General features: G+C 58.7%; 22 protein-coding genes. 13 read left to right on the forward strand and 9 right to left on the reverse strand.

Features of this window, described 5'->3' with window-relative positions:
• The first annotated feature begins 41 nt into the window (after positions 1–41).
• Together ACRQEG_RS05395 and ACRQEG_RS05400 are read left to right on the forward strand one after the other, a co-directional pair.
• Complete coding sequence (locus ACRQEG_RS05395; protein ID WP_087071112.1) at positions 42–1,208, forward strand: MFS transporter; 1,167 nt, start codon at positions 42–44, stop codon at positions 1,206–1,208.
• Positions 1,205–1,708: a hypothetical protein gene (locus ACRQEG_RS05400; RefSeq protein ID WP_087069781.1), complete on the forward strand. Its 504-nt coding sequence runs from the start codon at positions 1,205–1,207 to the stop codon at positions 1,706–1,708. The genes ACRQEG_RS05395 and ACRQEG_RS05400 overlap by 4 nt, the downstream gene beginning before the upstream one ends.
• A gap of 25 nt (positions 1,709–1,733) precedes the next feature.
• Here ACRQEG_RS05400 and ACRQEG_RS05405 read toward each other — a convergent pair whose 3' ends face one another.
• The 6 genes from ACRQEG_RS05405 to ACRQEG_RS05430 form a co-directional block, all read right to left on the reverse strand.
• The gene (locus ACRQEG_RS05405) at positions 1,734–2,156 is read right to left on the reverse strand and encodes a hypothetical protein (RefSeq protein WP_087069782.1); all 423 of its coding nucleotides are present in this window, start codon (positions 2,154–2,156) and stop codon (positions 1,734–1,736) included.
• Between the two features lie 133 nt (positions 2,157–2,289).
• Positions 2,290–3,612 carry a family 16 glycosylhydrolase gene (locus ACRQEG_RS05410; protein WP_087069783.1) on the reverse strand — a complete coding sequence of 441 codons (1,323 nt, stop codon included), beginning with the start codon at positions 3,610–3,612 and terminating at the stop codon, positions 2,290–2,292.
• An 84-nt stretch (positions 3,613–3,696) separates the two neighbouring features.
• The gene (locus tag ACRQEG_RS05415; RefSeq protein ID WP_087069784.1) at positions 3,697–5,223 is read right to left on the reverse strand and encodes a glycoside hydrolase family 36 protein; all 1,527 of its coding nucleotides are present in this window, start codon (positions 5,221–5,223) and stop codon (positions 3,697–3,699) included.
• Positions 5,224–5,301: 78 nt separating this feature from the next.
• Positions 5,302–6,666, reverse strand: a complete 1,365-nt coding sequence (locus tag ACRQEG_RS05420; protein WP_087069785.1) for an ABC transporter substrate-binding protein — start codon at positions 6,664–6,666, stop codon at positions 5,302–5,304.
• 73 nt (positions 6,667–6,739) lie between these two features.
• Positions 6,740–7,654, reverse strand: a complete 915-nt coding sequence (locus ACRQEG_RS05425; RefSeq protein ID WP_320757961.1) for a carbohydrate ABC transporter permease — start codon at positions 7,652–7,654, stop codon at positions 6,740–6,742.
• A gap of 18 nt (positions 7,655–7,672) precedes the next feature.
• A complete protein-coding gene (locus ACRQEG_RS05430) occupies positions 7,673–8,671 on the reverse strand; it encodes a carbohydrate ABC transporter permease (protein ID WP_320757962.1) in 999 nt (332 codons plus the stop codon).
• Between the two features lie 61 nt (positions 8,672–8,732).
• Between ACRQEG_RS05430 and ACRQEG_RS05435 the strand changes: the two genes are divergently transcribed.
• The 3 genes from ACRQEG_RS05435 (at position 8,733) to galE (ending at position 12,639) form a co-directional block, all read left to right on the forward strand.
• Positions 8,733–9,917 carry an ROK family transcriptional regulator gene (locus tag ACRQEG_RS05435; protein WP_320757963.1) on the forward strand — a complete coding sequence of 395 codons (1,185 nt, stop codon included), beginning with the start codon at positions 8,733–8,735 and terminating at the stop codon, positions 9,915–9,917.
• A 66-nt stretch (positions 9,918–9,983) separates the two neighbouring features.
• Positions 9,984–11,540: a galactose-1-phosphate uridylyltransferase gene (locus tag ACRQEG_RS05440; RefSeq protein ID WP_320757964.1), complete on the forward strand. Its 1,557-nt coding sequence runs from the start codon at positions 9,984–9,986 to the stop codon at positions 11,538–11,540.
• An 82-nt stretch (positions 11,541–11,622) separates the two neighbouring features.
• Positions 11,623–12,639, forward strand: coding sequence for a UDP-glucose 4-epimerase GalE (galE, locus tag ACRQEG_RS05445; protein ID WP_320757965.1), 1,017 nt, complete (start codon positions 11,623–11,625; stop codon positions 12,637–12,639).
• Positions 12,640–12,743: 104 nt separating this feature from the next.
• Here galE and galK read toward each other — a convergent pair whose 3' ends face one another.
• A complete protein-coding gene (gene galK / locus ACRQEG_RS05450; RefSeq protein ID WP_320757966.1) occupies positions 12,744–13,916 on the reverse strand; it encodes a galactokinase in 1,173 nt (390 codons plus the stop codon).
• Between the two features lie 129 nt (positions 13,917–14,045).
• On the opposite strand from galK, the gene ACRQEG_RS05455 reads away from it, so the two are divergent.
• From ACRQEG_RS05455 to ACRQEG_RS05485, 7 genes are all read left to right on the forward strand, one after another.
• The gene (locus ACRQEG_RS05455) at positions 14,046–14,588 is read left to right on the forward strand and encodes a hypothetical protein (protein WP_320757967.1); all 543 of its coding nucleotides are present in this window, start codon (positions 14,046–14,048) and stop codon (positions 14,586–14,588) included.
• A 5-nt stretch (positions 14,589–14,593) separates the two neighbouring features.
• Entirely contained in the window at positions 14,594–14,920 is a 327-nt protein-coding gene (locus ACRQEG_RS05460) for a helix-turn-helix domain-containing protein (protein ID WP_320757968.1), read from the forward strand.
• On the forward strand, positions 14,913–15,302 hold the full coding sequence (locus ACRQEG_RS05465; protein WP_320757969.1) for a hypothetical protein: 390 nt from the start codon (positions 14,913–14,915) through the stop codon (positions 15,300–15,302). The genes ACRQEG_RS05460 and ACRQEG_RS05465 overlap by 8 nt, the downstream gene beginning before the upstream one ends.
• Before the next feature lie 98 nt (positions 15,303–15,400).
• Entirely contained in the window at positions 15,401–15,859 is a 459-nt protein-coding gene (locus ACRQEG_RS05470) for a DUF2505 domain-containing protein (RefSeq protein ID WP_320757970.1), read from the forward strand.
• Between the two features lie 97 nt (positions 15,860–15,956).
• Positions 15,957–16,757: a thymidylate synthase gene (locus ACRQEG_RS05475; RefSeq protein ID WP_320757971.1), complete on the forward strand. Its 801-nt coding sequence runs from the start codon at positions 15,957–15,959 to the stop codon at positions 16,755–16,757.
• A 9-nt stretch (positions 16,758–16,766) separates the two neighbouring features.
• Positions 16,767–17,333 (forward strand): dihydrofolate reductase, encoded by a 567-nt coding sequence (locus ACRQEG_RS05480; RefSeq protein ID WP_320757972.1) that lies wholly within the window; start codon positions 16,767–16,769, stop codon positions 17,331–17,333.
• Positions 17,334–18,275 (forward strand): SGNH/GDSL hydrolase family protein, encoded by a 942-nt coding sequence (locus tag ACRQEG_RS05485; RefSeq protein ID WP_320757973.1) that lies wholly within the window; start codon positions 17,334–17,336, stop codon positions 18,273–18,275. It begins immediately after the preceding gene.
• Positions 18,276–18,307: 32 nt separating this feature from the next.
• On the opposite strand, the gene ACRQEG_RS05490 is transcribed toward ACRQEG_RS05485, so the two are convergent.
• Positions 18,308–19,771: a class II fumarate hydratase gene (locus ACRQEG_RS05490; RefSeq protein WP_435706304.1), complete on the reverse strand. Its 1,464-nt coding sequence runs from the start codon at positions 19,769–19,771 to the stop codon at positions 18,308–18,310.
• Between the two features lie 198 nt (positions 19,772–19,969).
• Between ACRQEG_RS05490 and ACRQEG_RS05495 the strand changes: the two genes are divergently transcribed.
• Entirely contained in the window at positions 19,970–20,791 is an 822-nt protein-coding gene (locus ACRQEG_RS05495; RefSeq protein ID WP_320757333.1) for a coiled-coil domain-containing protein, read from the forward strand.
• Between the two features lie 38 nt (positions 20,792–20,829).
• Here the strand turns inward: ACRQEG_RS05495 and ACRQEG_RS05500 are convergent, their stop codons facing one another.
• On the reverse strand, positions 20,830–22,239 hold the full coding sequence (locus ACRQEG_RS05500; RefSeq protein WP_435706305.1) for an MFS transporter: 1,410 nt from the start codon (positions 22,237–22,239) through the stop codon (positions 20,830–20,832).
• Between the last annotated feature and the right edge of the window lie 2 nt (positions 22,240–22,241).

Here is a 22,241-nt window from a genome sequence, read left to right on the forward strand (position 1 = left end):
CGTCACTCAGATTGGTGTGGCATAACCGTTCGTTAGCGCCCATGGCCCTGGCTATTATTGCTGCCGGCTTGACCTTTTATGTTCCGGTTAGCGTAGTTTTCCTGACTTCTCGAGGGCAGTCCCTCGAAGATATTTTCATTTTCGAGAGTATTCTCTTAGCGAGCATCCTTGTTGCAGAAGTACCCAGCGGGCTTATATCGGACAGAATTGATCGCCGGTGGGTTATCCTTTCCGGTTTCGTATTCAACGGGTGTGCGGAAGTTGTTTTTGCGCTGGGTAACTCGTTCACTGCGTTCACCTTGTCATTTGTGCTGAGCGGCCTAGGAATTGCGATGCTCACCGGCACGCAGGATGCCTACATCTACGAAGCTCTCGGCGACGATGCAGATCGGGACTCAGTTGCGGTGTGGGGACACTTCGGCGCCCTTGAGTTAGTGGCCGGGGTCTTTGCTTCGTTCGTGGGTGGAGTGCTCGCAAAGATTGATGTTGCTTTGCCGGCTTGCGCGGCCGCTATCGCTGCTTGTCTAGCCTCGGTAGCGGTTCTTTTCCTCCCACCACAACCCGCTTCTGCATCTGAAAAAGCCACGGAAGAAACAGCACTTGTTTCTTTGAAGCAGGGAATTAGCTTGTTGTTCAGCTCCCCGGTACTGCTGTATACCGCTGTCGCTTCGGCAGCGGTCTTCGTGCTCTTCAATTCAGTGTTTACGCTCAACCAGCCAATTTTTGATCGAGTTGATGTACCGCTTGCCTTCTGGGGTTTCATCGTTGGCGGTGCGCAATTAGCTGCGGCAGTTTACGATCATTTCTCCGGGGTGATCGTTGAGCGAGTCGGCCGGCGAGTAGGCCTTCTCCTCGCTTTCGGATACGGCGTCATTGGATTTATCTTGATGATGATTCCGCACATCATATGCGTAATCAGTGGTTTCACATTGGTGGTTATCAGCATGTTCGCGCGTGGACCGATCACTCGGGCAGTCGCTAACAAGGAAATTCCGAGCGAGCGCCGTGCGACAGTTTTAAACGTGGCGAGCACACTGGGAAGTCTCATCGGAATCTTGCTCAACCCGGTCATCGGCTGGGGCGCAGATCAAAGTCCGGTGGTGACGGTGGGTGGAATCGCCCTTGTTCTTTTCTTCGTCATGCTGACTTGGATTCCAATCGCAAATCGTTACGTTCAGGTCAAGGAAACGAAAGAGGAGCAACGGTGAAGAATCTTAGCTGGAAGTCGTACGTATCCGTAGCTCTGCTGATCTTTGTGTGCCATGCCGCGTATCCCATCTTGGACCTCATTCAACCCGATAAGCGCTACTACGCCGGGTACCTGGCCTTAGGATCAATACTCGCTTGTAGCCTCCTCGGTTTGATTCTTCCGCTGCGCCTGGTATCCCGAAAATCCTTAGTGTTGTGCGGGATCAGCATCTTTATCGGATTGGTAGCAGGTCTGGGAATGTGGCCGCTGACGTGGGATAAGGTTCTGGATATGCCGCGCTTTTTCGGTGGTTATTTCCTTGTGAATTGCGGAGTTTATACCTTTGTCTGCTTACTGGCCTGCCGCTTCCGCAAAGAAAAAATCCGTTATGAAACTTTCCTCCGGCAGCAAGCACAGAACCAAGATTTGCGCGCCCATGAGCACGCTCCGGGCACAACCGCGCCGAATGCGCCAACATCCGATGTATCGACACCGGACGAACCAGCCCCTGGCTTATAGCCCGCGCGCCAACTAGATCATCACGCTAGGTGATCTTTCCAAGTATATGAAACGCTTCCTCAAAGTAGGATTCGGTGTGCTCGAGGATGATCTTCCCTCCGGCTTCGATGCGAAAGCGAACCGCCGCAACCTCGAGAGAAGCGGGATCCACTTCTTCGCCGTTGAAACCAAGCCATTGCACGGTGATATCTGAGGGCTCAATCTGTTCTGCGGTAGGCACACATTCCGTATACGGGATATCAAATACCTTCCCGTACGCGGCGACGCACACATCGCCCTCATCCCGATATACCGTGAAAATCTTCTCCCCGGCAGTAGCCTGATTGACAACGATGTGCGCATCCTCGGGAATCGTAGGAGTTCGGTCAATATAGAATCCTGGAACGATATTCCAGTAGATCGCGCCTATCGCCCCGAGCCACGCAACGAGCACGGCAAGAACAACCATACAAGCCGTTCGAAAACGCAGGATATTCCTGATCGTTCTAGGACTTAGTATCGTCGTTATATCAGTAGCCATATCACCTCCGCTGGGCGCGCGTGCCGCAAGCGCTATCTGCTAACCAACGCCTGCGTCATCCTCATTCCCTCGATTCTATTCTGATATTACGGAGGTCGGGTGCGGGAGCGTTCGGATTCCCCAGGCGCACGGTATTCCAACCTTGACGTAAGGAGATCGAGGTATTCGCCCAGGAGAATGCGCCGCTGAAAGATCCCGTTGAGAGGCCGCCGAGCACATATGCGTCGTCGTTCACATTTACGTGGAGGTCACGCACCTCACCGCTACGGTATTCAATACCGAGGCGATACGTGCCAGCTTCCGGTGCATAAACGGAGGTAAGAGTAACGTCATTACCCGCGCCACCTAGCCACCGTGTTGTCCCGCTCGCAACCCGGGTTTCGCCCCGCATCACGCCATCGGTCGTCGCGAGGGTATAGGGCAGTGAGCTCGGCGCAAATTGGTAAGCGCGGAAATAATCAATCTCGAACGTCTTCGGATACGGAATCGCGGGATCGAAGGGGCCGGTCCAAGAATCAGCTTCGCGTTTCTCGTACAGGCCGAGGTAGGTGAGCATCGGATAATTCGGGGATAGCGGGGTGGAGAATTTCTCAACGCCGTCGATGTACACCTTCATCCCCGAGGGCTTCCATTCAAAGCCGTAGGTGTGGAAACCTTCAGAAAGATCGGTGCCGGTGGAAATCTTGGTTGTCCAGGGGAAGAGCCGACCCCAATCACCCCAGGGGTGAATCGCGCTTTGCGCCACTGTGGCGTTATTGCGCCCGAGGATCTCAAAAATATCAACTTCGCCGTTCTGGCGTGACCATCCGCCCTGCCCTTCGGGCACGTCCTGGTTAGCTCCGGTCATCCACCAGGCGCTGTGCAGGCCTCCCCCGCTCGCGGCGCGGGCTCGCAACTCGAAATATCCGTATTTCTGGAGATGCCCCCGGAACGGCTGCGTATGCTGCGCGATCCCGGGGTACTTGGTCCACTCGTGCAGATAGTCTTTTTGATAGGTCTGCAGCGAGGAAACCCGCGTCGAGCCGTCAAAGTTCGGGTCCCAGGGTTGCTGGTCCGCGGTGATCTTGAGTTTGAGCGTGCCGCCACTCACTTCGTAGTTCGCTTTGGTGCCGGGCGAGGTTGACCAATGGGGTAGATAGCGGTCCGTGAACAGGGCATCGTTGACGCTTGTGCCGTTGAATTCGGAAGATGCGGTCAGCACCATTCCTTCTTTAGCCGGCGTGGATGGGTCAATAATCTGTTCCGGGGCAGCAACGCTACCGCCCAGGTCTTTCGAGGGAGCCGCGGCACTGGCGCAGGGAAGGAGCGTTGCTGCGCCAACCACAGCGAGGAGCGCAGCACTGCTCACACTTCGCCGTAGAAGCATATTTTTACCGAGTTTCATGAGGTGTCCTTTCGGGAACGTGCTTCACCTTCGGAGCGGCATTGCTCCATGCTCCGGCCAGCTGATAGAAGTGGCATCCATGCGTTACTTCACCAAGAGCCGGTCAGAAACACGAGTTGTCGGGTTGAGGTAGGGATCAAAATCGATGATTTCTCCGTTGATCTCAAAGCGATAGCGCCCGAGTTGGCGAACCTCCGGAGCCCCGCGGAAACGCGTGGTCCAGGCGCGCACCGCCGCTTTTTCTTCGTCACTGAGCCAGGCCGCCGGGCACGAGCATTGCGCGAATTCACACGCAAGGGCCGCCTCCGCGGTCAAGGCATTAACCTCGGGAGAAAGCAGCGATCCGCGGGTACGGAAGTAGGCAACATCGGGGTCGCAATCAAGGAGCGGCTTGAGCCAGGTGCGCGAGAGCGAATTCCGCAGCGCATTGACCACCGCCGGCCCGGATGGGTCCCGCACCCGTTCACTATTATCCCAGTAGGGTGCGGTATCCGGGCCAACCCGGACCCCGTCCAGCACGCCGAGGGACGCGTTTATAACCGCTCCGGAACCGAGCAAATACACCTCGTCACCCAGGGCGGCACGAATTGTTTCCAGGCCGCTTCGGTAGGCGTCTTCGCGCGGCATACCGCCCGTGCGTTCCCCGGCTACTGCGGCGGCATAGATGAAATCAAGTTTGAACATATCCACACCCCAGCTCTGGATCGCGGACATAGTGGTCGCCAGCCAGTCGTGCGATTGGGGCTTGGAAAAATCGAGCGCGTAATAGTTTTCTCCCCAATTATTACCGGTCACGGTCAGGGAGCCATCCGCGTTGTGGAGGAACAGTTCCGGGTAGGAGGAGACCACCGGAGTATCTGGAAGGGCGATAAAGGGGGCGACCCACAGCCCGGCTTTCAGGCCCGCATCGTGAATCTTGGCAAACACATCCGGCATGCCCGCGGCGAATTTCGCGTTGGCCCGCCAGTCCCCGACTCGGCGTTCCCAGCCGTCGTCGATCTGAATGGTGCCGTAGCCCAGCTCCCGTGCGGGCGCTATTTCCGCGGTAATAATCTCCGCGGTTATTTCTTCAAACCAGGAATACCAGGAGGACCACACCGGTCCGAGCGTTTCCGCCGCCCGCAGCGGGGTGCGCTCCCCCAAATATTCTTCTTTAAGAACACCCGCGTAGCGGCCAAATGCCTGCGGTTCGGTCCCTATGCTCACCAGCCACGAAGCTTCCCCGGCTTCCGCGCTGGCTGCTACTTCTTCCGCGGTGATTCTCAAGAGCGGCGAGGAGGCGTGCACGGCTCCGATAAGGAGAGTGCGCCCTTCCGGGCCGCTCAAGGCGGTGACCATGGACGAGTGGTGCTCCGTGGGAGTATCCGTTGCGGCGTCGTCGGCCGTGAGCGCGCGTGCGGGCTTGTCCCAGATTCGCCACGGTTCGCGGCGCAGCGTCCACCACCGGGTGGGGGTCCAGGAATTCCACCCGTGCCGGTAGTATTCGGTGGCGCCCCACGGGTGGGAAAGTTTCCACGACGTTCCGGTAATGAGGTAGTCGCTTGTATTAAGTGGTACGACGGCGCTGGCCCCGTGGACGGTGAACGTACCTGAGTCGGTGTGGATGTCCATGTTTTCTCCGCGAAAGATATCCGGCGGAGTGCGGTTTGCCCGAGTGCCTAACCGCACCCCGCCGTGTAGGTAATGGGGTTACTTGGTGAGGATGGAGTTCACCTTGTCATTGAGCTTGGCCAGTGCCTCGGCCGGCTCAACGGAGAGCTGTTCGATCTCATCGAAGGTGACCTGGCCTTCCGTTGCGATCTCATTGCCTTTATCGGTGATCGGGTAGTAGGCGAGGTTGGAGGCATCCTTGGTGATTTCGGTGAATGCCGAAACGTCCCGGCCTGCCTTCTCATGCGATTGGGCGGCCTTCTCGGAGTATTCGGTCAGCGAGGGGAAGACAACCGCGTCTTCGGCAACAATGGACTGGCACTTATCCGAGGTGAGGAACTTGACCCACTGGAACGCAGCTTCGGGATTCTTTGCCTGCTTGGTGATGGAGGGAGCCAGGCCGTTAATGATGGTCTTGCGGCCTTGCGGGCCTTCGGGAAGCGGGGCGAAACCGAACTTGTTCTTCTCCGAGCTAGACCACATCTTGATACGCCAGGAACCGTCCGGAACCAGCGCGGCCTTGCCCTGTTCCATCATGGGTTCCAGGCCCAGCGGACCGGCAATTTCCAGCGGGGTAACGTAGCCGGCTTCGATCTGCTTTTGCCACCAGGTCATCGCTTCGGCGAGCTTGGGATCGTTCATCTTGTACTCGGTGCCGAAGGGATTCTTATCGAGGTACTTGAAACCGTTGGAGAGGGCGAACCACGACCACTGGCCCTGGCCGACGATTCCGCCGCCCTTTTCCAGGCCCCAGCCGTAAACCTTGACATTGTTCTTATCGAAACCGGGTTCATCGCCGCGCTTGCCGTTATTATCAATGGTCAAATGGGCGATGAGCTTGCCAAAGGTACCGCCGTCTTGCGGATTCCAGGTCAGCTTCTTGAGCTCATCGGCGGAGACTCCCGCCTCTTCGATGAGTTTGGTGTTGTAGACAAATGCGATGGTGTCCCAGTCCTGCGGGATGCCGTAGCGCTTACCGTCCTTGACCCACAGGTTGGCGAGTTCACCGGTGTACTTGGAGAAATCGATCTCCCCCTCTTTCATGTACTGGTTGAGGTCCAGGAGCTGGCCCTTACCCGCGAGCTCGGGATAGTACTGCACGTGGTTGGTAATAACATCCGGCGCTGTGCCAGAAACGAGGTCGGTGGTCAGATTCTTCCAGTAGTCATCCCAGCCCTGCTGTTCAATCTTGACCTTGATACCGGTTTCCTTTTCAAAAGCAACCGCGCACTTCTGGTAGGTGGCCTGCTGGCCAGCGTCCCAGAGCCGGTAGGTGACTTCTTTGGAGTTGGACTCTTTGCCAGAGTCACTTTTCCCTTGGGATACGGAGGTGCCGTTGGAGCACGCTCCCAATGCGAGGCACATAGTTGCACCTATGGCGACCAGTTGCGATACCTTACGCATCTGAGTTCCTTTCTCGAAGGTGACGTCGTCGTCGTTACTTATTTCAATTTTTGGGTACTTGACTTGTGCCCGCCTATTTCGCGGCGGTCAAACCAAGAGAGTTAACCAGGCGCTTACCGAAGATAATGAGCAAGATGAACATCGGGATGATCTGCAAGGTCGCCGCGGCCATGAGACCGGCCCAATCGGGGCGGGTGGAGGGTGAAGACTGCGCGAAAACGGACAGGGCCACATTGAGGAGCCGCACGGAGTCACCCTTGGCGATGAGTTGGGGCCACATGTATTCGTTCCATCCGAATACCGCTTGAATAATCGCGAGGGTGGTGATGGGTGCGGCGCACATGGGCACGATCATTTTCCGGAAAACCGTCCACCGGCTCGCGCCGTCGAGCATGGCGGCTTCTTCCACTTCCCGCGGGAGCGACAGCATGAATTGGCGCAGGAAGAAAATCCCGAAGGGGCAGATGAGCACGTACGGGGCGAGCAAACCCTGGAAGGTGTTGATCCACGCCAATTTGTCCATGAGCACGAAGTTGGGGAGGGCCACGAAAATCGGGGGAATCATAAGCGCCACCAGCAGCGTGACGAAAAGGGTATCCCGGCCGCGGAAGTGCAGGCGTGAGAGCGCGTAGGCAGCCATGGTGGATGTAGTTACCTGAGCGATAACCAGAATCGCCACGAAGAGCAGCGAGTTGCGCATATAGAGCCAGAAGTTAATGGTTGCCGCCGTACCTCCTGCGGCCACACTTTCTTCCGGAGTGGTCATGCCCAACACCCGCCGGAAATTGATGGTGGTGGCGTTCTCGGGGATGAGTGAATAGTTCCCGGAGAAAATTTCCGAATTGGGCGTGAGCGCGGTACGCAGTGCCCACAGGAGCGGAAGAACCGTGACAATAATGAGAAGGATAAGCAATCCCCATCCGGCCACTTTTCGGGCTGTTACGGGCTGGTGTCGTTTTTTCGTTGTTGTGCGTGCGATCGTCTTCATTGTTCTTCCTCCAGCCCCTTAGTTCATATCGGATTCGTTGGAGCGAGCGAGCCTCAGCTGGATGATGGTAATGACAACCAAGGCCAGCATGAGCACCACTGCCATCGCGGAGGCGTAGCCCATATCAAATTGTTCGAAAGCTTTTTCGTAGATATACAGGTAGATCACCCGGGTTGAGTTCCCCGGCCCGCCCGAGGTGGCAACCGAAACGGTGTCAAAGATCTGGAAGGAACCGATCATGGAGACCACCACAACCATGACGAGGATCGGGCGGAGCAGCGGGAGGGTGACGTGGCGGAACGTTTGCCAGGTGGAGGCGCCTTCCGTTTCCGCGGCTTCGTAGATCATGCGGGGAATTGTTTGCATTCCCGCGAAAAGCAGCAATCCGGTATAGCCCATATTGCGCCAGGAGTTCACCAAAGCCACGGTATAGATTGCGATATCCGGGTTGCCGTAGAAGGAAATGGGACCGACCCCGATAAAACCGATGATGTGGTTGAGCAGGCCAACCGTGGGATCGAGGATGAACAGCGTGATGGCCGCGATCGTGACATTGGGAACGAGCCAGGGTAGGAGCAAAACGGAACGCACCAGAGTGGATTGCGAAACCTTTTGCATGAGGAAGGCAATGCCGAGCCCCAGGATGGTCTGGGTGGAGATATTCACGAGCACGTATATGACCGTCACCTTGATGGAGTTCAGGAAGGTGTCATCCGAGAGAAGCCGCGCGTAGTTATCCCATCCCACCCATTTTGCGTCCTCGAGCAGGTTCCAATCGGTAAAGGACATGTGGATACCGCGCACAATCGGGATGAGGTAAAAGACCACGAATCCGATAACTGCCGGGGCCAGGAAGAGTACCGCCGCGCGCCCCTCCCCTTTCCGGTGGAAGCGGCTCCCGCGCGGAGTTCCCTGCGCGCGTGGTTTCTTTCGTGCGGGTACTACGCCATTCTCGGCTGTAGCTGCGGCTGTGTGCATCATCGCCTCCATACCTGCCGGGGCAGGTTTTCGCTTCATTGCGTATCCAGTATCTGGTTACCGGTTGCCTCGCGAACATTATTACGTTAGTTTCTTTAGTATGTCAAACGTTTCGAAGTTCCCTGCTGCGGTGACCCGCAGGGTGCAGCGTCGCATGAACCTCCTCGCGGCGTGTCAGTACCTGGTGCACGAATCGCAGACTATCGCGGAAATTGCGGGGAAAATTGGCGTCACACGGCCGGCCGCGGAAAGCATCGTGGCCGATCTTGATGATCTGGGTTGGCTCAAACAGCTGGAGCCCGAAAACACCCTGGGGCGCCCGGCGGTGCGCTGGGTGCTGGACGAGCACGCCGTTTACGTGCTCGGTTTAGATATTGGCGCGCACCATTGCACCGCCATGCTCTGCAATGCCAGGGGCGAGGTTCTTGGGGAGCGCACCTGCGAACTTTCCGCAGCTCAGGTGGCTAATGAGCGTGTTGACGCGGCCGTTGATCTGGGGCGAAGCACTGTCGCGGACGCGAAACTAGACGTGAGAGATATTACACTTTGTTCGGTCGCGTCACCCGGTGTCATTAACGACGGCGCAGTTGAGTACTTCGGCGGCAGTGGAATGCCCGGGTGGCAGGGCAGCAATATCGCAGCTCAGATCTCCACCAGGCTGGGCTGCCACACGGTGGTGGCCGGGGATTGCGCCCTCGGTGCCCTCGGGGAAGCCTGGCAGGGAGCCGCGGAGGGCCACGACGAAGTGGTGTATATCCTCTCCGGTGAACGTACCGGAGCGGCCGCCATCGTGGGTGGGCGTATCCACCGCGGGCTGCGGGGTGGAGCCGGCCTTATTGGCGAACTTGGAGTGTTACGCTGGCGCGATATCGAAGCGGCAACACATGCCCGGGAGCTGTACCCCGCGGGTGAAGTCCCCTCCCGCACCAAGATTTTCGAGAGTGTAGATAGCGATCCGCGCGCCCGTGACTTCGTTGATGACTTCGCCGATGCTCTCTCCCTGGGAGCTTCCGCCATGATCCTCGCGCTTGCTCCATCCCATGTGGTGGTAGGCGGGAAATACTCCGCCTACGCGGATACGTTCTTGGAGCGATTCATCGAGAACTTACGGCGAATCTGCCCAATTATGCCGGAAGTTTCCGTATCAGCCCTGGGCCCGCGCGCTATTTGCTTAGGTGCGTTGCGGCAAGGATTAGACACCCTGACCGATGACCTTACGCAGATGGCTTCTTCCTCGGAAGTATTCCCATCCGTCCAAGGTTTCCAAGAAATCTACCGTAGATAACTAGTTCGATTTTGACGTGGTTGTCCGGGTTGGCTGGGCGGCACGTCCTCAGCGGAAGAAGTGGCCATGACACCTCCCCCACACCTCCTCCCGGTGTACCGCAGCATCGATGCCCTGCTCGCCTACGCCCAGGACTATCTAGATCTTGACGCCCGCGATATCACCCTGACCCGCAATCGGATCTTTGAGATTTTTTCTCTAGATTCGTACCCCGGAGCGGAAGAAGTCCTAGCTTTGCTCGATAGCGATCCGGGGGCAGAGTCCGCACCCGCGGACCCAAGGGATGCGAATCCCGTGCACGGTGGCCGGCCCGATAACGTGCTGAGCGAGTTTCTAGACTCGTGCGAGAAGGCCGGCCTCATTGAGACGGGTGGCCGGGCAGCCATGGCCGATAGGGTTATGGGAATCGTGAGCATCCCGCCCTCCGTTATCCGCTCCAAGTTTGCTGCTCTGAAGAATTCTGCGGGGGGCCGGGCGGCGATGGAGTGGTTCTATAACTACGGCGTGGCAAATGACTACGTGAAACGCAGCGTGCTTGATCGCAATCCACGTTTCGAATCTAACGGCCTGATTATCACCATCAATTTGGCCAAGCCCGAGTTCAAGGACCCGCGTACCGCGGCAAGTGGGAATTCCCTTGCGGGCGGCTATCCCAAATGCACGATCTGCCCGGAGAACGAAGGTTTTGCGGGGCGCTCTAAAGCGACTCTCCGCACGGTGCCCTTACATTTAGCCGGCCAGGATTGGTTCTGGCAGTTCTCCCCCTACGGATATTTCACGCAGCACGGGATAGCGGTAAACACTGAGCACATCCCCATGCATATCGACGAAGCTACCTTTGACAGGCTCATGGACTTCGTTGATGCATTCCCCGGGTACTTTATTGGCTGCAATGCCACCCTTCCCCGGATCGGAGGATCCGTGCTCGGGCATGATCACTATCAGGGTGGCCTGGAAACTCTTCCCCTCCACACCACCCCTGCCCGCCAGAGCTATACCTCGGCAGAGGAGTGCGCCGTCGTACTAGAAAGTGTGGAATGGCCCGGAAGTGTGCTGCGCGTTGTGGGGCGTGACCGCGCTGCCGTGACGCGGGCCAGCTACGGCATCACTCGGGCCTGGAATACTTATACGAATGAGCAGCTCGGCATTATTCCGCGGGACGCAGAAGGGCAGCATTCCGGGGTATCGCCCACCTGTGTGCGTACCGCGCGCGGCTACGAAATGAACATCATTTTGCGCTCGAATATCACCAGTGAGCGCTATCCGCAGGGGGTTTTCCACGCGCACCCGGAGTTTTTCCCCGTCAAGCAGGAGTCCATCGGTCTGATCGAAGCTCAGGGCTTGTTTATTTTGCCGGCGCGTCTGCAGCGTCAGCTCGCGCTGCTCGCGCAAGCTTTGGAGGATGGGCACAAACTGCCCGAGGAGCTTCCGGAATTCGCCATGATTTTTGAGGAGATCCGCCAGCTGCTCGGTGGTGCCCGTGATAAGGAAAGTGTGGAAGATGCGATCCGGACCGAACTGGGTAGCGTCTGCGTTCGAATTCTCGAAAACACCGCCGTATTCCCGAGCGAAGCGGATACCGCGAGCTTCCTGTCCGAATGCGGCTGGTATCCGCAAGCGTGATACCGCAAGGCATTAGGTCGCAAGCTTCAATGCGGCACGTCCGCACAGAACAAGACAACAGGTTTGTGAAAAGAGGTTAGTGATGACAACTGTTTTAGTAGCTGGAGGTGCTGGCTATATCGGCACCCACACGAGTATTGAACTCCTTGAACAGGGCTACAACGTGGTGTGCGTGGACAATTACGCGAATTCCAGCCCGGAAGCCGTGGAGCGCGTGCGCCGGATTACCGATCACGACCTCCCCGCTTACGACATTGACGTTCGTGATGCGCAAGCTCTCGACCAGGTTTTTAGCCGCCACCCGATTGACTGGGTCATTTATTTTGCTGGTTTCAAAGCGGTGGGTGAATCCGTGGCGCAACCGCTCAAGTATTACGAGAATAATATTGGCGGGGCGCTGGCATTGCTGTCTGTCATGCAAGCCCATTCGGTGAAGAAGATTGTCTTTTCTAGTTCTGCCACCGTTTATGGAGATCCGGTATCTTTGCCACTCACCGAGGAGTCTCCGGCGGGGAAAGCCACGAATCCGTACGGGCAAACCAAGGTGATGACCGAGCAAATTTTGGAGGATATCCAGAAGGCTGACCCGAACTGGACGGTAGTGCTGCTGCGGTATTTCAATCCTATTGGCGCCCATCCCAGTGGCTTGATCGGGGAAGATCCCAAGGGTATCCCCGCTAATCTCACGCCGTATGTGGCGAAGGTAGTGGTAGGGGAACTTGACCACGTCCAGGTGTTTGGTGATGACTATGACACCCCGGACGGTACCGGCGTACGGGATTATATCCACGTTGTTGATTTAGCGCGCGGGCACGTTGCTGCGGTTGACAAGGTCAATTCGCCGGGGGTGTACGTATATAACCTGGGTACCGGTCACGGCTCCTCAGTTTTGGAGGTTATTCACGCCTATGAAAAGGCAGCCGGGATTAAAATTCCCTACCGGGTGGTCGCCCGGCGGCCAGGCGATATTGCTTCCAGTTATGCCGATGCCAGTAAAGCCGCACGGGAATTGGGCTGGCGAGCCACCCATTCCCTTGATGAGATGGCGACCTCCTCCCTGCACTGGCAGAGAATGAATCCCGCGGGGTTGCGGGGCTGAGCAGCGTATCTTCGTTTCCTTCGTTCCCCTGAACGTCTCTTCGACACCGCGGGTATTGGCCGGTATCCCCCATTCGGATGACCGGCCGATACTACTTTGCGCTCTTATTGAGCGCCATCGGTTTCTCCGCTGACCAGGCGGGCCCCGCAGCTTGCCTGCGCTAGCAGTAGTTCCGGGGTGGGGAATCCGCGTGCTGCGGCCGCTTCCATAACGCCGGCAGCGAGCGCCTCTACTTTGTCGAGCGGAACGAGCGCGATTGCGGAACCACCGAATCCGCCGCCGGTCATGCGAGCGCCCAGGGCGCCGTGCTGGCATGCTGCTTCGACCACGCAATCCAGTTCGGGGCAGGAGACCTCGAAGTCATCGCGTAGCGATACGTGTGATTCGTTGAACAGCTTGCCAAGGGTGTGGAAATCACCTGCCCTCAGGGCTTCGATGGCATGGGTAACACGGACGTTTTCGGTGATGACGTGCCGCGCACGCCGGGCATGCACTCCGTTGATCCTATCGATATCCTCCACGCTTGCTTCGCGCAGGGAGCTCAGCCCCAGAAGCTTCGCGGCTTCTTCGCATTCCTGGCGGCGATTTCCGTATTGCCCGTCTGATAGGGAGTGCTTGGCGCGGGTATTGATGACAACCAGTTGCAGTCCGGCTGCCGCGAAATCTGCGGGAATAAGGCTGTGTGTGTGGGAGTGGAAATCGAGCGCAACGGCTGCGCCGTCGTTCCCGAAAACGGATACCGTTTGGTCCATTCCGCCTGTTGGCGCGTGCGCTACTTCGTTTTCCGCGCGAATACAGGCAGTAACAACAGCGTTCGGATCTTCCTGAATGAGGCACGGGTTGATGGCGCATGCCATGGCGCATTCGAGGGCTGCCGAAGAGGAAAGCCCTGCTCCCAGCGGAACACAGGAGACGATAGCCGCGTCGTAGCCGCGCTGTACATCTAATGCCCAGGCGGGTCCGGCAGCATAGGCGATCCACGATCCCGGCATAGCGGGATTGATATCTTCAACGTGTCCCTCCCAGAGTTCGCCGTGCTCGGATATCAGCCGAATACGGTTATCGCTGCGCACATTCAGGGCAACGTAGGTGCGGTGCGGTAGCGCGATGGGGAGGCACAGCCCGGCGTTGTAGTCGGTGTGTTCGCCAATAAGATTGACTCGCCCGGGTGCGAAAGCCACGCGCTCAGCCGTTTCGCTAAAAGTCCGGGTGAATAGCTCCTGAGCCCGCCGAGTTCCTTCGGCGGTATCCCACGCAGCGGTGAAAGCTAATGACATTGAGTGTCCCTATGCTCGCTCGTCGTTGAGAAACAAGCCAAGTTTACCAGAGCGGAATAGGTGATCCCTAGATTCCCTGGGGTTCCCAGAGGTAGTGTCCGGAAGGCCGACTTATGTCACAATGAGGACATGCATAAGTTCCGGTTGGCTGACCCGAAAAACTTGCGCTCCCGTTCCAATAGGGGTGCAAGCGAGTCTGTGCGCATATACGAATGGGCACATCCCTGGGACAAACACTGTGGAGTAGGACTTGCCTGGACAAATCCCCAATGCTGGCTGCGAAAAGATCTCAACGAGCTACGCAGTTTATTCGGCAATGACCCAGAAGCGTTTTTCGTCACAGCAACGTTAGCCGGGCACTTACGGGAATACCTCGAGCAAGCCTCTCTCGGTGAACTATCATCAAAAGAAGCTACTGCCTGTAAAAGCCAGCCTGGCGTTGCAGAAATTCGGCTCCCCATTCCGTACAGAATCAACTCCAGACAGTTTTTAGTTCGGCTGTATTATGGAGAACCCGCCGAGTGGGGCGGCATGGTTTCTCTATGTCTTGGAGCCAAAGAAAACTCCGACAACTGGAAAGAGCAACAAAATGTGAGCATCTCCCTGGCGCAAAACAGAGGAGAATCCTGGTTAATAAATTGGCGGAGCGGTAATACATCAGAGGGAGGATGAGCAGCATGGATTTCTTCGCCGAGGTTGTAGAGAGATCGTACGAGCAAGCCAAACGGAACCGTCGATTATTCGAAAAGCTTCAATTTCTGCGTGAAGCCAAACAAATACCGAGGGAGATTGTTGCTAGAAGGCTAGCTACCACTCCGGAGTCAGTGACAGATTTAGAGTTAAGGGCCGTGAATCCGACACTGCAGGAGCTGCATTCCTACGCGGTCGCTATCGGTGTTTCCATCGACTACGACGTGAAAGACCTAGACGAGCAGGACACCACTTTCGGTTGGGATGGAAGCCTCAACACTGGTGAAAAGAAACGGATCAAGGACAATGCTTAGAGACAACATCACGGATATTAGTTTTATCGAGGTTTCCGGCAAAACGACCAAATATTACAACGATAACCAGCGCGATCTCGGAAGCCATTTGGACGTACATACGCGGTTTATTGATCTCGACGAAGACACTGCGGGCGTTTCCACCGCTGATGTCACCATGAATCTTGTCGCCACATTCCAAGGTAAAGAAGTGTACCTGTCCGAGGTCACGGCACGCGTGCGTATTGAAAACCTGGAAGACAAGCACCAGGACATTACCTCAGAACTCATCGATCTTGTATGGCCGATCATGGCCACAAAACTACTCGACGTCGCGCAAGCGGTGGGGCTTTCCCTCACCGGCCTGCCGATGTTCAAACCGGAAAAAAGCGCTCAGCGATAGATCTCCACACTGGCTACCAGCGCCCCACTTCTCCGGCTCTGCGCTGAAAAAACCGGCCGAGCTTTCCTCGCGCCGCGCTCATGCAGGAAAATATAGCCATGCAGTTTTCCCATTCGTATGAAATCGACGCCCCCGCGAGCGCCGTCGCCACCGTCCTCATGTCCGAAGAACTCGCCAACCGCCGTCTCGCCGCGCTCCACACGCAACCGTCCTCCTTCACACCCGGCGCCGAGCGCGCAGTCCTCACGGTGCGGGTGGATGCCGAACAGCTTCCCGCACAGGCTCGGCGGTTCCTTTCTTCCGGTTTAGCCGCCAGTATCGTGTTTACCCGCAGTGGGAACGACGTCGCAGCGCAGCTGGAAGCCAAACTTCCCGTCCACGCCAGCGCTGATTTCCAGGTTGCTGGTTCCGGGCCGGCCACGGTCACGGTGACCGGTGAGGTGCGGGTCTCCATTCCCTTCGTCGGCAAGAAAATTGAGGAGAAGGTGGCCCAGTACGCCGCGAAAGTGGTGGAGCGCGACGCCGCGCTTATCCGCGAGATCATCGCGCAGGGCTAAGATGCTCACCCGGCATGCTGCCTCTCCCAGCGCGGCCCGGCCGGGTAGCTTTTTCGCAGCCAATTTTTCTGTCGTAGTTGCCACGTAGGATGGGTTCATGATTAATCGCCAATATGAAGATCTGCTTGCAGATATCCTCGCCAACGGAACTCGCAAGGGGGACCGCACCGGCACGGGTACCCTCTCTGTCTTCGGGCGCCAGCTGCGCTACCACCTGGCTGATGGTTTCCCGCGTATCACCACCAAGTTCGTGGCCATGAAGCCCATCAAGGGAGAACTCCTGTGGTTCTTGCGCGGATCTACCAATATTGAGTGGTTGCAGCGCAATGGCATCACCATTTGGGATGAGTGGGCTGATGAACATGGGGAGCTCGGCCCGGTTTACGGCTATCAGTGGCGTAGCTGGCCCGCGCCGGATGGCCGGCATATCGATCAGATTTCCCAGCTCTTGGAAACCTTACGTACCAACCCGGATTCGCGGCGCATGATCGTCTCTGCGTGGAATGTGGCGGATCTGGATAAGATGGCGCTCCAGCCCTGCCATGCTTTCTTCCAGTTCTACGTGGCGGATGGCAAGCTTTCTTGCCAGCTCTACCAGCGCAGCGCGGATATGTTCCTCGGGGTGCCTTTCAATATCGCCTCGTATTCCCTGCTCACCCATATGATCGCCCAGCAGGTTGGTCTGGATGTTGGTGATTTTGTGTGGACGGGTGGGGACTGCCATATCTACCTCAACCACCTCGATCAGGTGCGCGAACAGATCTCGCGCGAACCTTATCCCTTCCCCACCCTGGAGCTGCGCAAAGCCGATTCCCTCTTCTCTTATGAGATGGATGATATTTCGGCCACCCAGGGCTACCAGCACCACCCCAAGCTCACCGGCGCGGTCTCGGTCTAGGAGGAAGCTATGCTCATTGCACAAATCTGGGCGGAAGCACACGGTCATGCCCTCGCGAAGGGTTTGCGGCTGCCCTGGAACGTTCCGGAAGATTCGGCCTTTTTCCGAGCGGCGGTGCGCGGGCGGCCCGTTATCATGGGGCGGAAAACCTGGATTTCGGCGGGGCGACGGCCCATGCCGCACTCCCCCACCATCGTGGTGAGCACGCAGGAAGATTTTGGGGTTCCCGGTGCGCAGCTCGCCTCGAATCTTGAGGAGGCCTTCACGCTGGCCCGTGCTACCGGGGCGGATGCGGCTTGGGTATGCGGGGGTGCCGGGGTCTATGCCGAAACCCGGGACTATTCACAGGTGCTTATCCGCACCGTTATCGATGCAGATGTGGATGCTGATATTTTCGCGCCCGCAATCACCCCGGAATGGGAGCTGCGGCTCTGCTCACCGGGAAACGCTCATGAAGGCTGGCACGCCTCGCGCGCCGGGCTGCGCTATCGATACGAAGTCTGGGCTCGCCCCGGTGTTTCCATCCCGGAAAATCTACTCCCCGTTACCCCGGATGCGGCCTGGCAGGTGGCCTAAATGCTGCGTGTGGGCGCGCGGGCAGCTGGCGTTCTTGCCGCCGTGGCGCTCAGCTGCGCAGCCTGCACTCCCACCGGCAACGCGGGCGCGCCGCCCTCCCCCACCCCGCGGCCCATCACCGCCATCGTGCAACTAGGTGATTCTTTTTCCTCCGGTAACGGAGCCGGCACTTACGAAGAAGATACCTGCCGGCGCTCCCCGGATAACTACTCCGCTCCGCTCGCCCGTGAACTCGGCGCCAGCTATACCAACGCCTCGTGCTCCGGAGCACGAACATCCGACATTGCCGAACAAGTTAGTGCCGTCACCCCGGATACTTCAGTCGTTTTCCTCACCGCCGGCGGCAACAACGCCAACTTCGCCCGGATCATCAGCTCGTGCTTCGTGCTCCGTACCCCGAATAGCTGCGAAGAAGCCATGAATGCAGCCACCGCGGCACTCCCGGCTATCGAAGAATCCACCCTAGAGATCCTGCGGGCCATCGATACCGCCTCCCACGGCCAGGCCACCGCTATCCTGGTCGGCTACCCGAGGCTTTTCGCGGAACACTCCTACCGCATCCCTCCGGTGGTGGAAAGCTACGATGCCGGGGCCGCCCTCGCCCAGCTCCAGGATGCCGCTGACGCCATGCAAGAACGCGTCACCGCCCAGATGCGGAAAGAAACCGGATCCAAACGTTTCCTCTTCGCCTCCACCCACGCATTATTCGCCGGGCACGAACCGCGCGCCCAAGCCTTCCGCGATAACGAAGAAGCGTGGCTGGTCTCCCCCTTCTCATCCTCAGATGTTCAAGCGTGGATGCATCCCACCGCGCGCGGGTACCGCGAAATACACGCCTACCTGCGCGAACTCCTCGCCGGAGCCGGTTTCGCCGTCCCCGCTATCCCCGAAAGCACTCCGGCAACACCGTCACCTCCCGCCCGAGCACTGCTATCCGAGTAGACCTGCGGTAGCGGCTTCCGGGCGCCGCACACCTAGCTAGCTTCCGGCTCAGTCATAGCCGCTGGATTCACCCAGGTATCAAAATCCGCCGCGCTGACCTGCCCCGAAGCAAGCGCAACCTCCCGTAGTGAAGCCCCACTGGCCTGAGCTGCGCGCGCCAGCTTAGCTGCGGCGTCGTACCCAATATGAGGAGCAAGTGCCGTGACCAACATGAGATTCCGGTCCAGGTGCGCGGAGATGACGCCGGTGCGCGGGGTGATGCCTGCCGCGCAGAAACGTTCGAAAGTGCGCAGGGCGTCGCCGAGCAGGCACAATGCCTCCAGCACCGAAAACACCATGACCGGCTTGTACACATTGAGCTGGAAATTGCCCTGCGAGCCTGCGAAAGCCACCGCGGCGTCATAACCGAAAACCGCGACGCACACCTGAGTAAGAGCCTCCGCCTGGGTTGGATTCACCTTGCCCGGCATAATCGAAGAACCCGGCTCGTTATCGGGGATCGCGATCTCGCCGATGCCGGTACGCGGGCCCGAGGCATACCAGCGGATATCGTTAGCAATCTTCATGGATGCAGCGGCCAAAGTGCGCAAACTTGCCGAAAAAGTCACGAGGTCATCGTGGGCAGCCAGAGCCGCGGGAAGATCATCCGCCGGGCGGAACGGCAAGCCGGTAGCCTCCTCGAGCAGCTCGCAGACCCGCGCCGCGAAACGCGGATGCGAATTCAGACCGGTGCCCACCGCGGTCCCGCCCAGCGCCACCCGGTACAGGCCCGCCGCCGCTGCCCGCACCCCCGCGAGCGCGCTCTCCAGTTGCGCCGCCCAGGAGCCCACCACCTGATCCCAGCGGATCGGGGTGGCATCCTGCAGATGGGTACGCCCCACCATCACCACATCCGCGAAGCGGCTCGCGCGAGCGCGGAACGTGGCCGCCAAGCTCTCCACCGCCGGGATAAGCTGGCGGTGCGCCTGGCGAGCCACCGCCACATACATCGCAGTGGGGAACACATCATTCGAGGACTGGCCCTTATTGACATGGTCATTGGGGTGCACCGGACTTTTCCCGCCGCGCTGCCCGGTGGCGATTTCATTCGCACGCGCCGCAATCACCTCATTGGCGTTCATATTCGTTTGGGTGCCCGAACCTGTCTGGAACACCTTGAGCGGAAATTCCGCGTCAAGAACACCCTCAGCAACCTCGCTGGCGGCCGCGGTAATAAGGGTGGCGAGCTGCGGATCAAGCACCCCGAGCTCGGCATTCGCACGAGCAGCAGCGCCTTTGAGCAACCCAAACGCGTGAATAAGGGGGCCACCCCAGGTGTAACGCTGCCCGCCGATGGGGAAATGCTGAAGCGAGCGAGCGGTCTGCGCGCCCCAATAGTGCGCGGCGGGCACCTCAACCGGACCCATCAAATCCGTTTCCGTGCGGGTGAGCTGAGCCGCGGCGGGCTTAGGTGCGGCGGCGGTGCCGTCCGCGCCGGTGAGCTGATCCTTCGTCATAATTCCAAGGGTAGTGCCTATCCAGCTGAGAACGGTCAGTCCACCTGGATTGGCCCCTGCCCACCACAACCGCTATGAAGCTGAGTGGCATCTCTCACGCTCCCGGTATTTAGGCAGGAAAGGCCGCCGCGGGCGGGCCATAAGCATCTGCGCGCGCTATGTTTATTAGGTAAAGTCAGGCGCGGACAAAGGAGGGACATGGCTACGGAGCGACGGCGCGGTTCTCGGGCACTTGATACTCCCGCGCGCGGCAAACGCGCCTCGGTGCCCGCACCATCTTCCACTCCTTCTCCCACCACGGAAAAAGCCACACTCCGGGACGAGCGCGACCAGCTGCGCGCAGAGTGCGAAAAATTGCGTGGTGAGCACGCGAAGCTGCGTGAGGAGCACGCGAAGCTGCGCGGCGAAAGCACCGCGCTCCACCGCGAAGTAGAAGCGCTGGGCGCGAAAAATTCGCAGCTGCGTGGCGAGCGCGAGGCTGCCCGCGCGGAGGCCGCCACGCTCCAGACCCGCGTGACCGAGCTGGAGGGCCTGGTGGCGGATTTGCGCCGTCGTGAAAAAGAAGTGGAAGCGGGCGTGGTCTACGCCTCGGGCGTGGAACAAAGCGCCGTGACCGCGCAGGCCCGCAGCGAGGACGCGATGCGGCGCGCGGCCCGGCTGGTTGCGCGCGTGCGCGGTTTAGAGCAGCAGCTAGAAGAAGAACGACGGCGCTACGCGGCCCTCGAGGCGGCGGGTCGGGCTCGGGAAGCGCGCCTCACCGTGGATTCGGCACGTACCTCCGCCGCGCATCAGGAACGTTATACCAGCCAGATCAGCACTCTTGAGGTGCAGCTGCGCGAAGCGCGGGCCCAGCTGGCCGCCACCCGCACCCAGCTGGAGACCTCCGGCAATGAGCTGGCCGAGGCACAGGCGGAGCTGCGCGAGGCGCAATCCCACGCGCAAACCCAGCGCTACCTGAGCCTCGGAATGGGAGGACTCGCGGCAGCGCTGGGTATTGCGATGCTCATTATTGTTTTATAAGAACACGCACTTACACCTATCGGTGCGGTGCGAACGGGCTAGGCCTCCTCACTGGCAACCTTCCCCCAGCCGTCAGCTGGGAAAAGCTGGCGGCGGAAAGCGAAGAAAGCCAGCAAACCAGCCAGGCACGTCGCGCCCACGATGATGAAAAGCAGGGTGAGGCTATGCGCGGAATCAGCGAGATACTGCGCTTCGGCCACGCCGTCTGGGCGAACCGCCGCGGGCATCATTGACCCGAGGATTGCGATCCCAATCGAGGGTGAGATATTCATAGCCAGGTCATTCATGCCCACCGCACGCCCCGATTCGGATACATCCACGGTTCCCATGACGGTATCCACCACCGGCGCATAGGCCAAGCCCAGGCCACCGAAGAGGAACACCGCCGAAACAATAATGCCCCACAGGCCCTCGTCTACCGTGAAAGCGGCAAGGAAGGCGCCGATAGCGGCAGCTCCACCCGCCAGTACAATTCCCATCCCGCAGCCGATTTTCGCCACGATTGCGCCGCTCATCACGCCCATGGCGGTCGCAACAACGTAGCCGGCGAGCAGCACGAAGCCCATTTCCAGGGCCGTCTTGCCGTGGAAAATACCACCTGCCAGGTTGAAGAGCGGCGTCATGGCGTAATTACCGAAGTAGAAGAGCAGCACCAGGGAGACCGCCATGAGGTAGCGGCGGTTCTGGAAGAACTCCGGGGTGACGAAGGGGTTCTTGGCCTTGGAAATGTAGATGATGAAGAGGACCAGGAGCACCGCGAAGGCGCCCAGGTAAAGCCAGTTCATCGAGTTGAAGTACATGACCAGGGCCGTGACCGTAACGCCGGCCAGCAGGAAGCCGGGCACATCAATCCGCTGGGCCTTTCCGGAAACATCCGGGAGGCCCCGCCACAGGGTGGGGATGAAGAGCACCGAAATGAGCGGGATCGCGAAGAGCCACACCCAGGACATGGTGATAAGCCATCCAGCCGCGAGCACCCCAATGGCCGTGGAGAACTGATAGGCCGCGGTGAAGACACCGAAATACAGAACCTTTTTCACCCCGGGGACATACTTGGTGGTCACCACGAGGTAGACGGACCCGGATACCTGCGTGCCCGCTGTTTGAATCGCACGGGCGATAATCACCACCCAGATGGAGGACCGCGATGCCACCAGTCCCAACACCGAGCCGATAACGATGAGCACGATACCCGCCATCATCATTTTGCGCAGGGAAACGAAATCGCCAAGCGAACCGTAAATCACGCACACAATACCCAGCACAATGCCGGGAATTGAGGTAATAAGCGGGGCATACTCAACCGCGTTGAGCTGCGCGCCGATGTCTTGGAAAACCAGGTTGAAGCCCTGGATCGTGAGAATTGAGGTAATGAAAATAATGATGAGTTGCGGCAGCGTGCGCATGGCAGCCGCGGTATCAACCTGAGATCGATCACGCGCGTCCACGG

Source organism: Actinotignum stranguriae (assembly GCF_051265215.1).
Lineage (GTDB): Bacteria > Actinomycetota > Actinomycetes > Actinomycetales > Actinomycetaceae > Actinotignum > Actinotignum schaalii_C.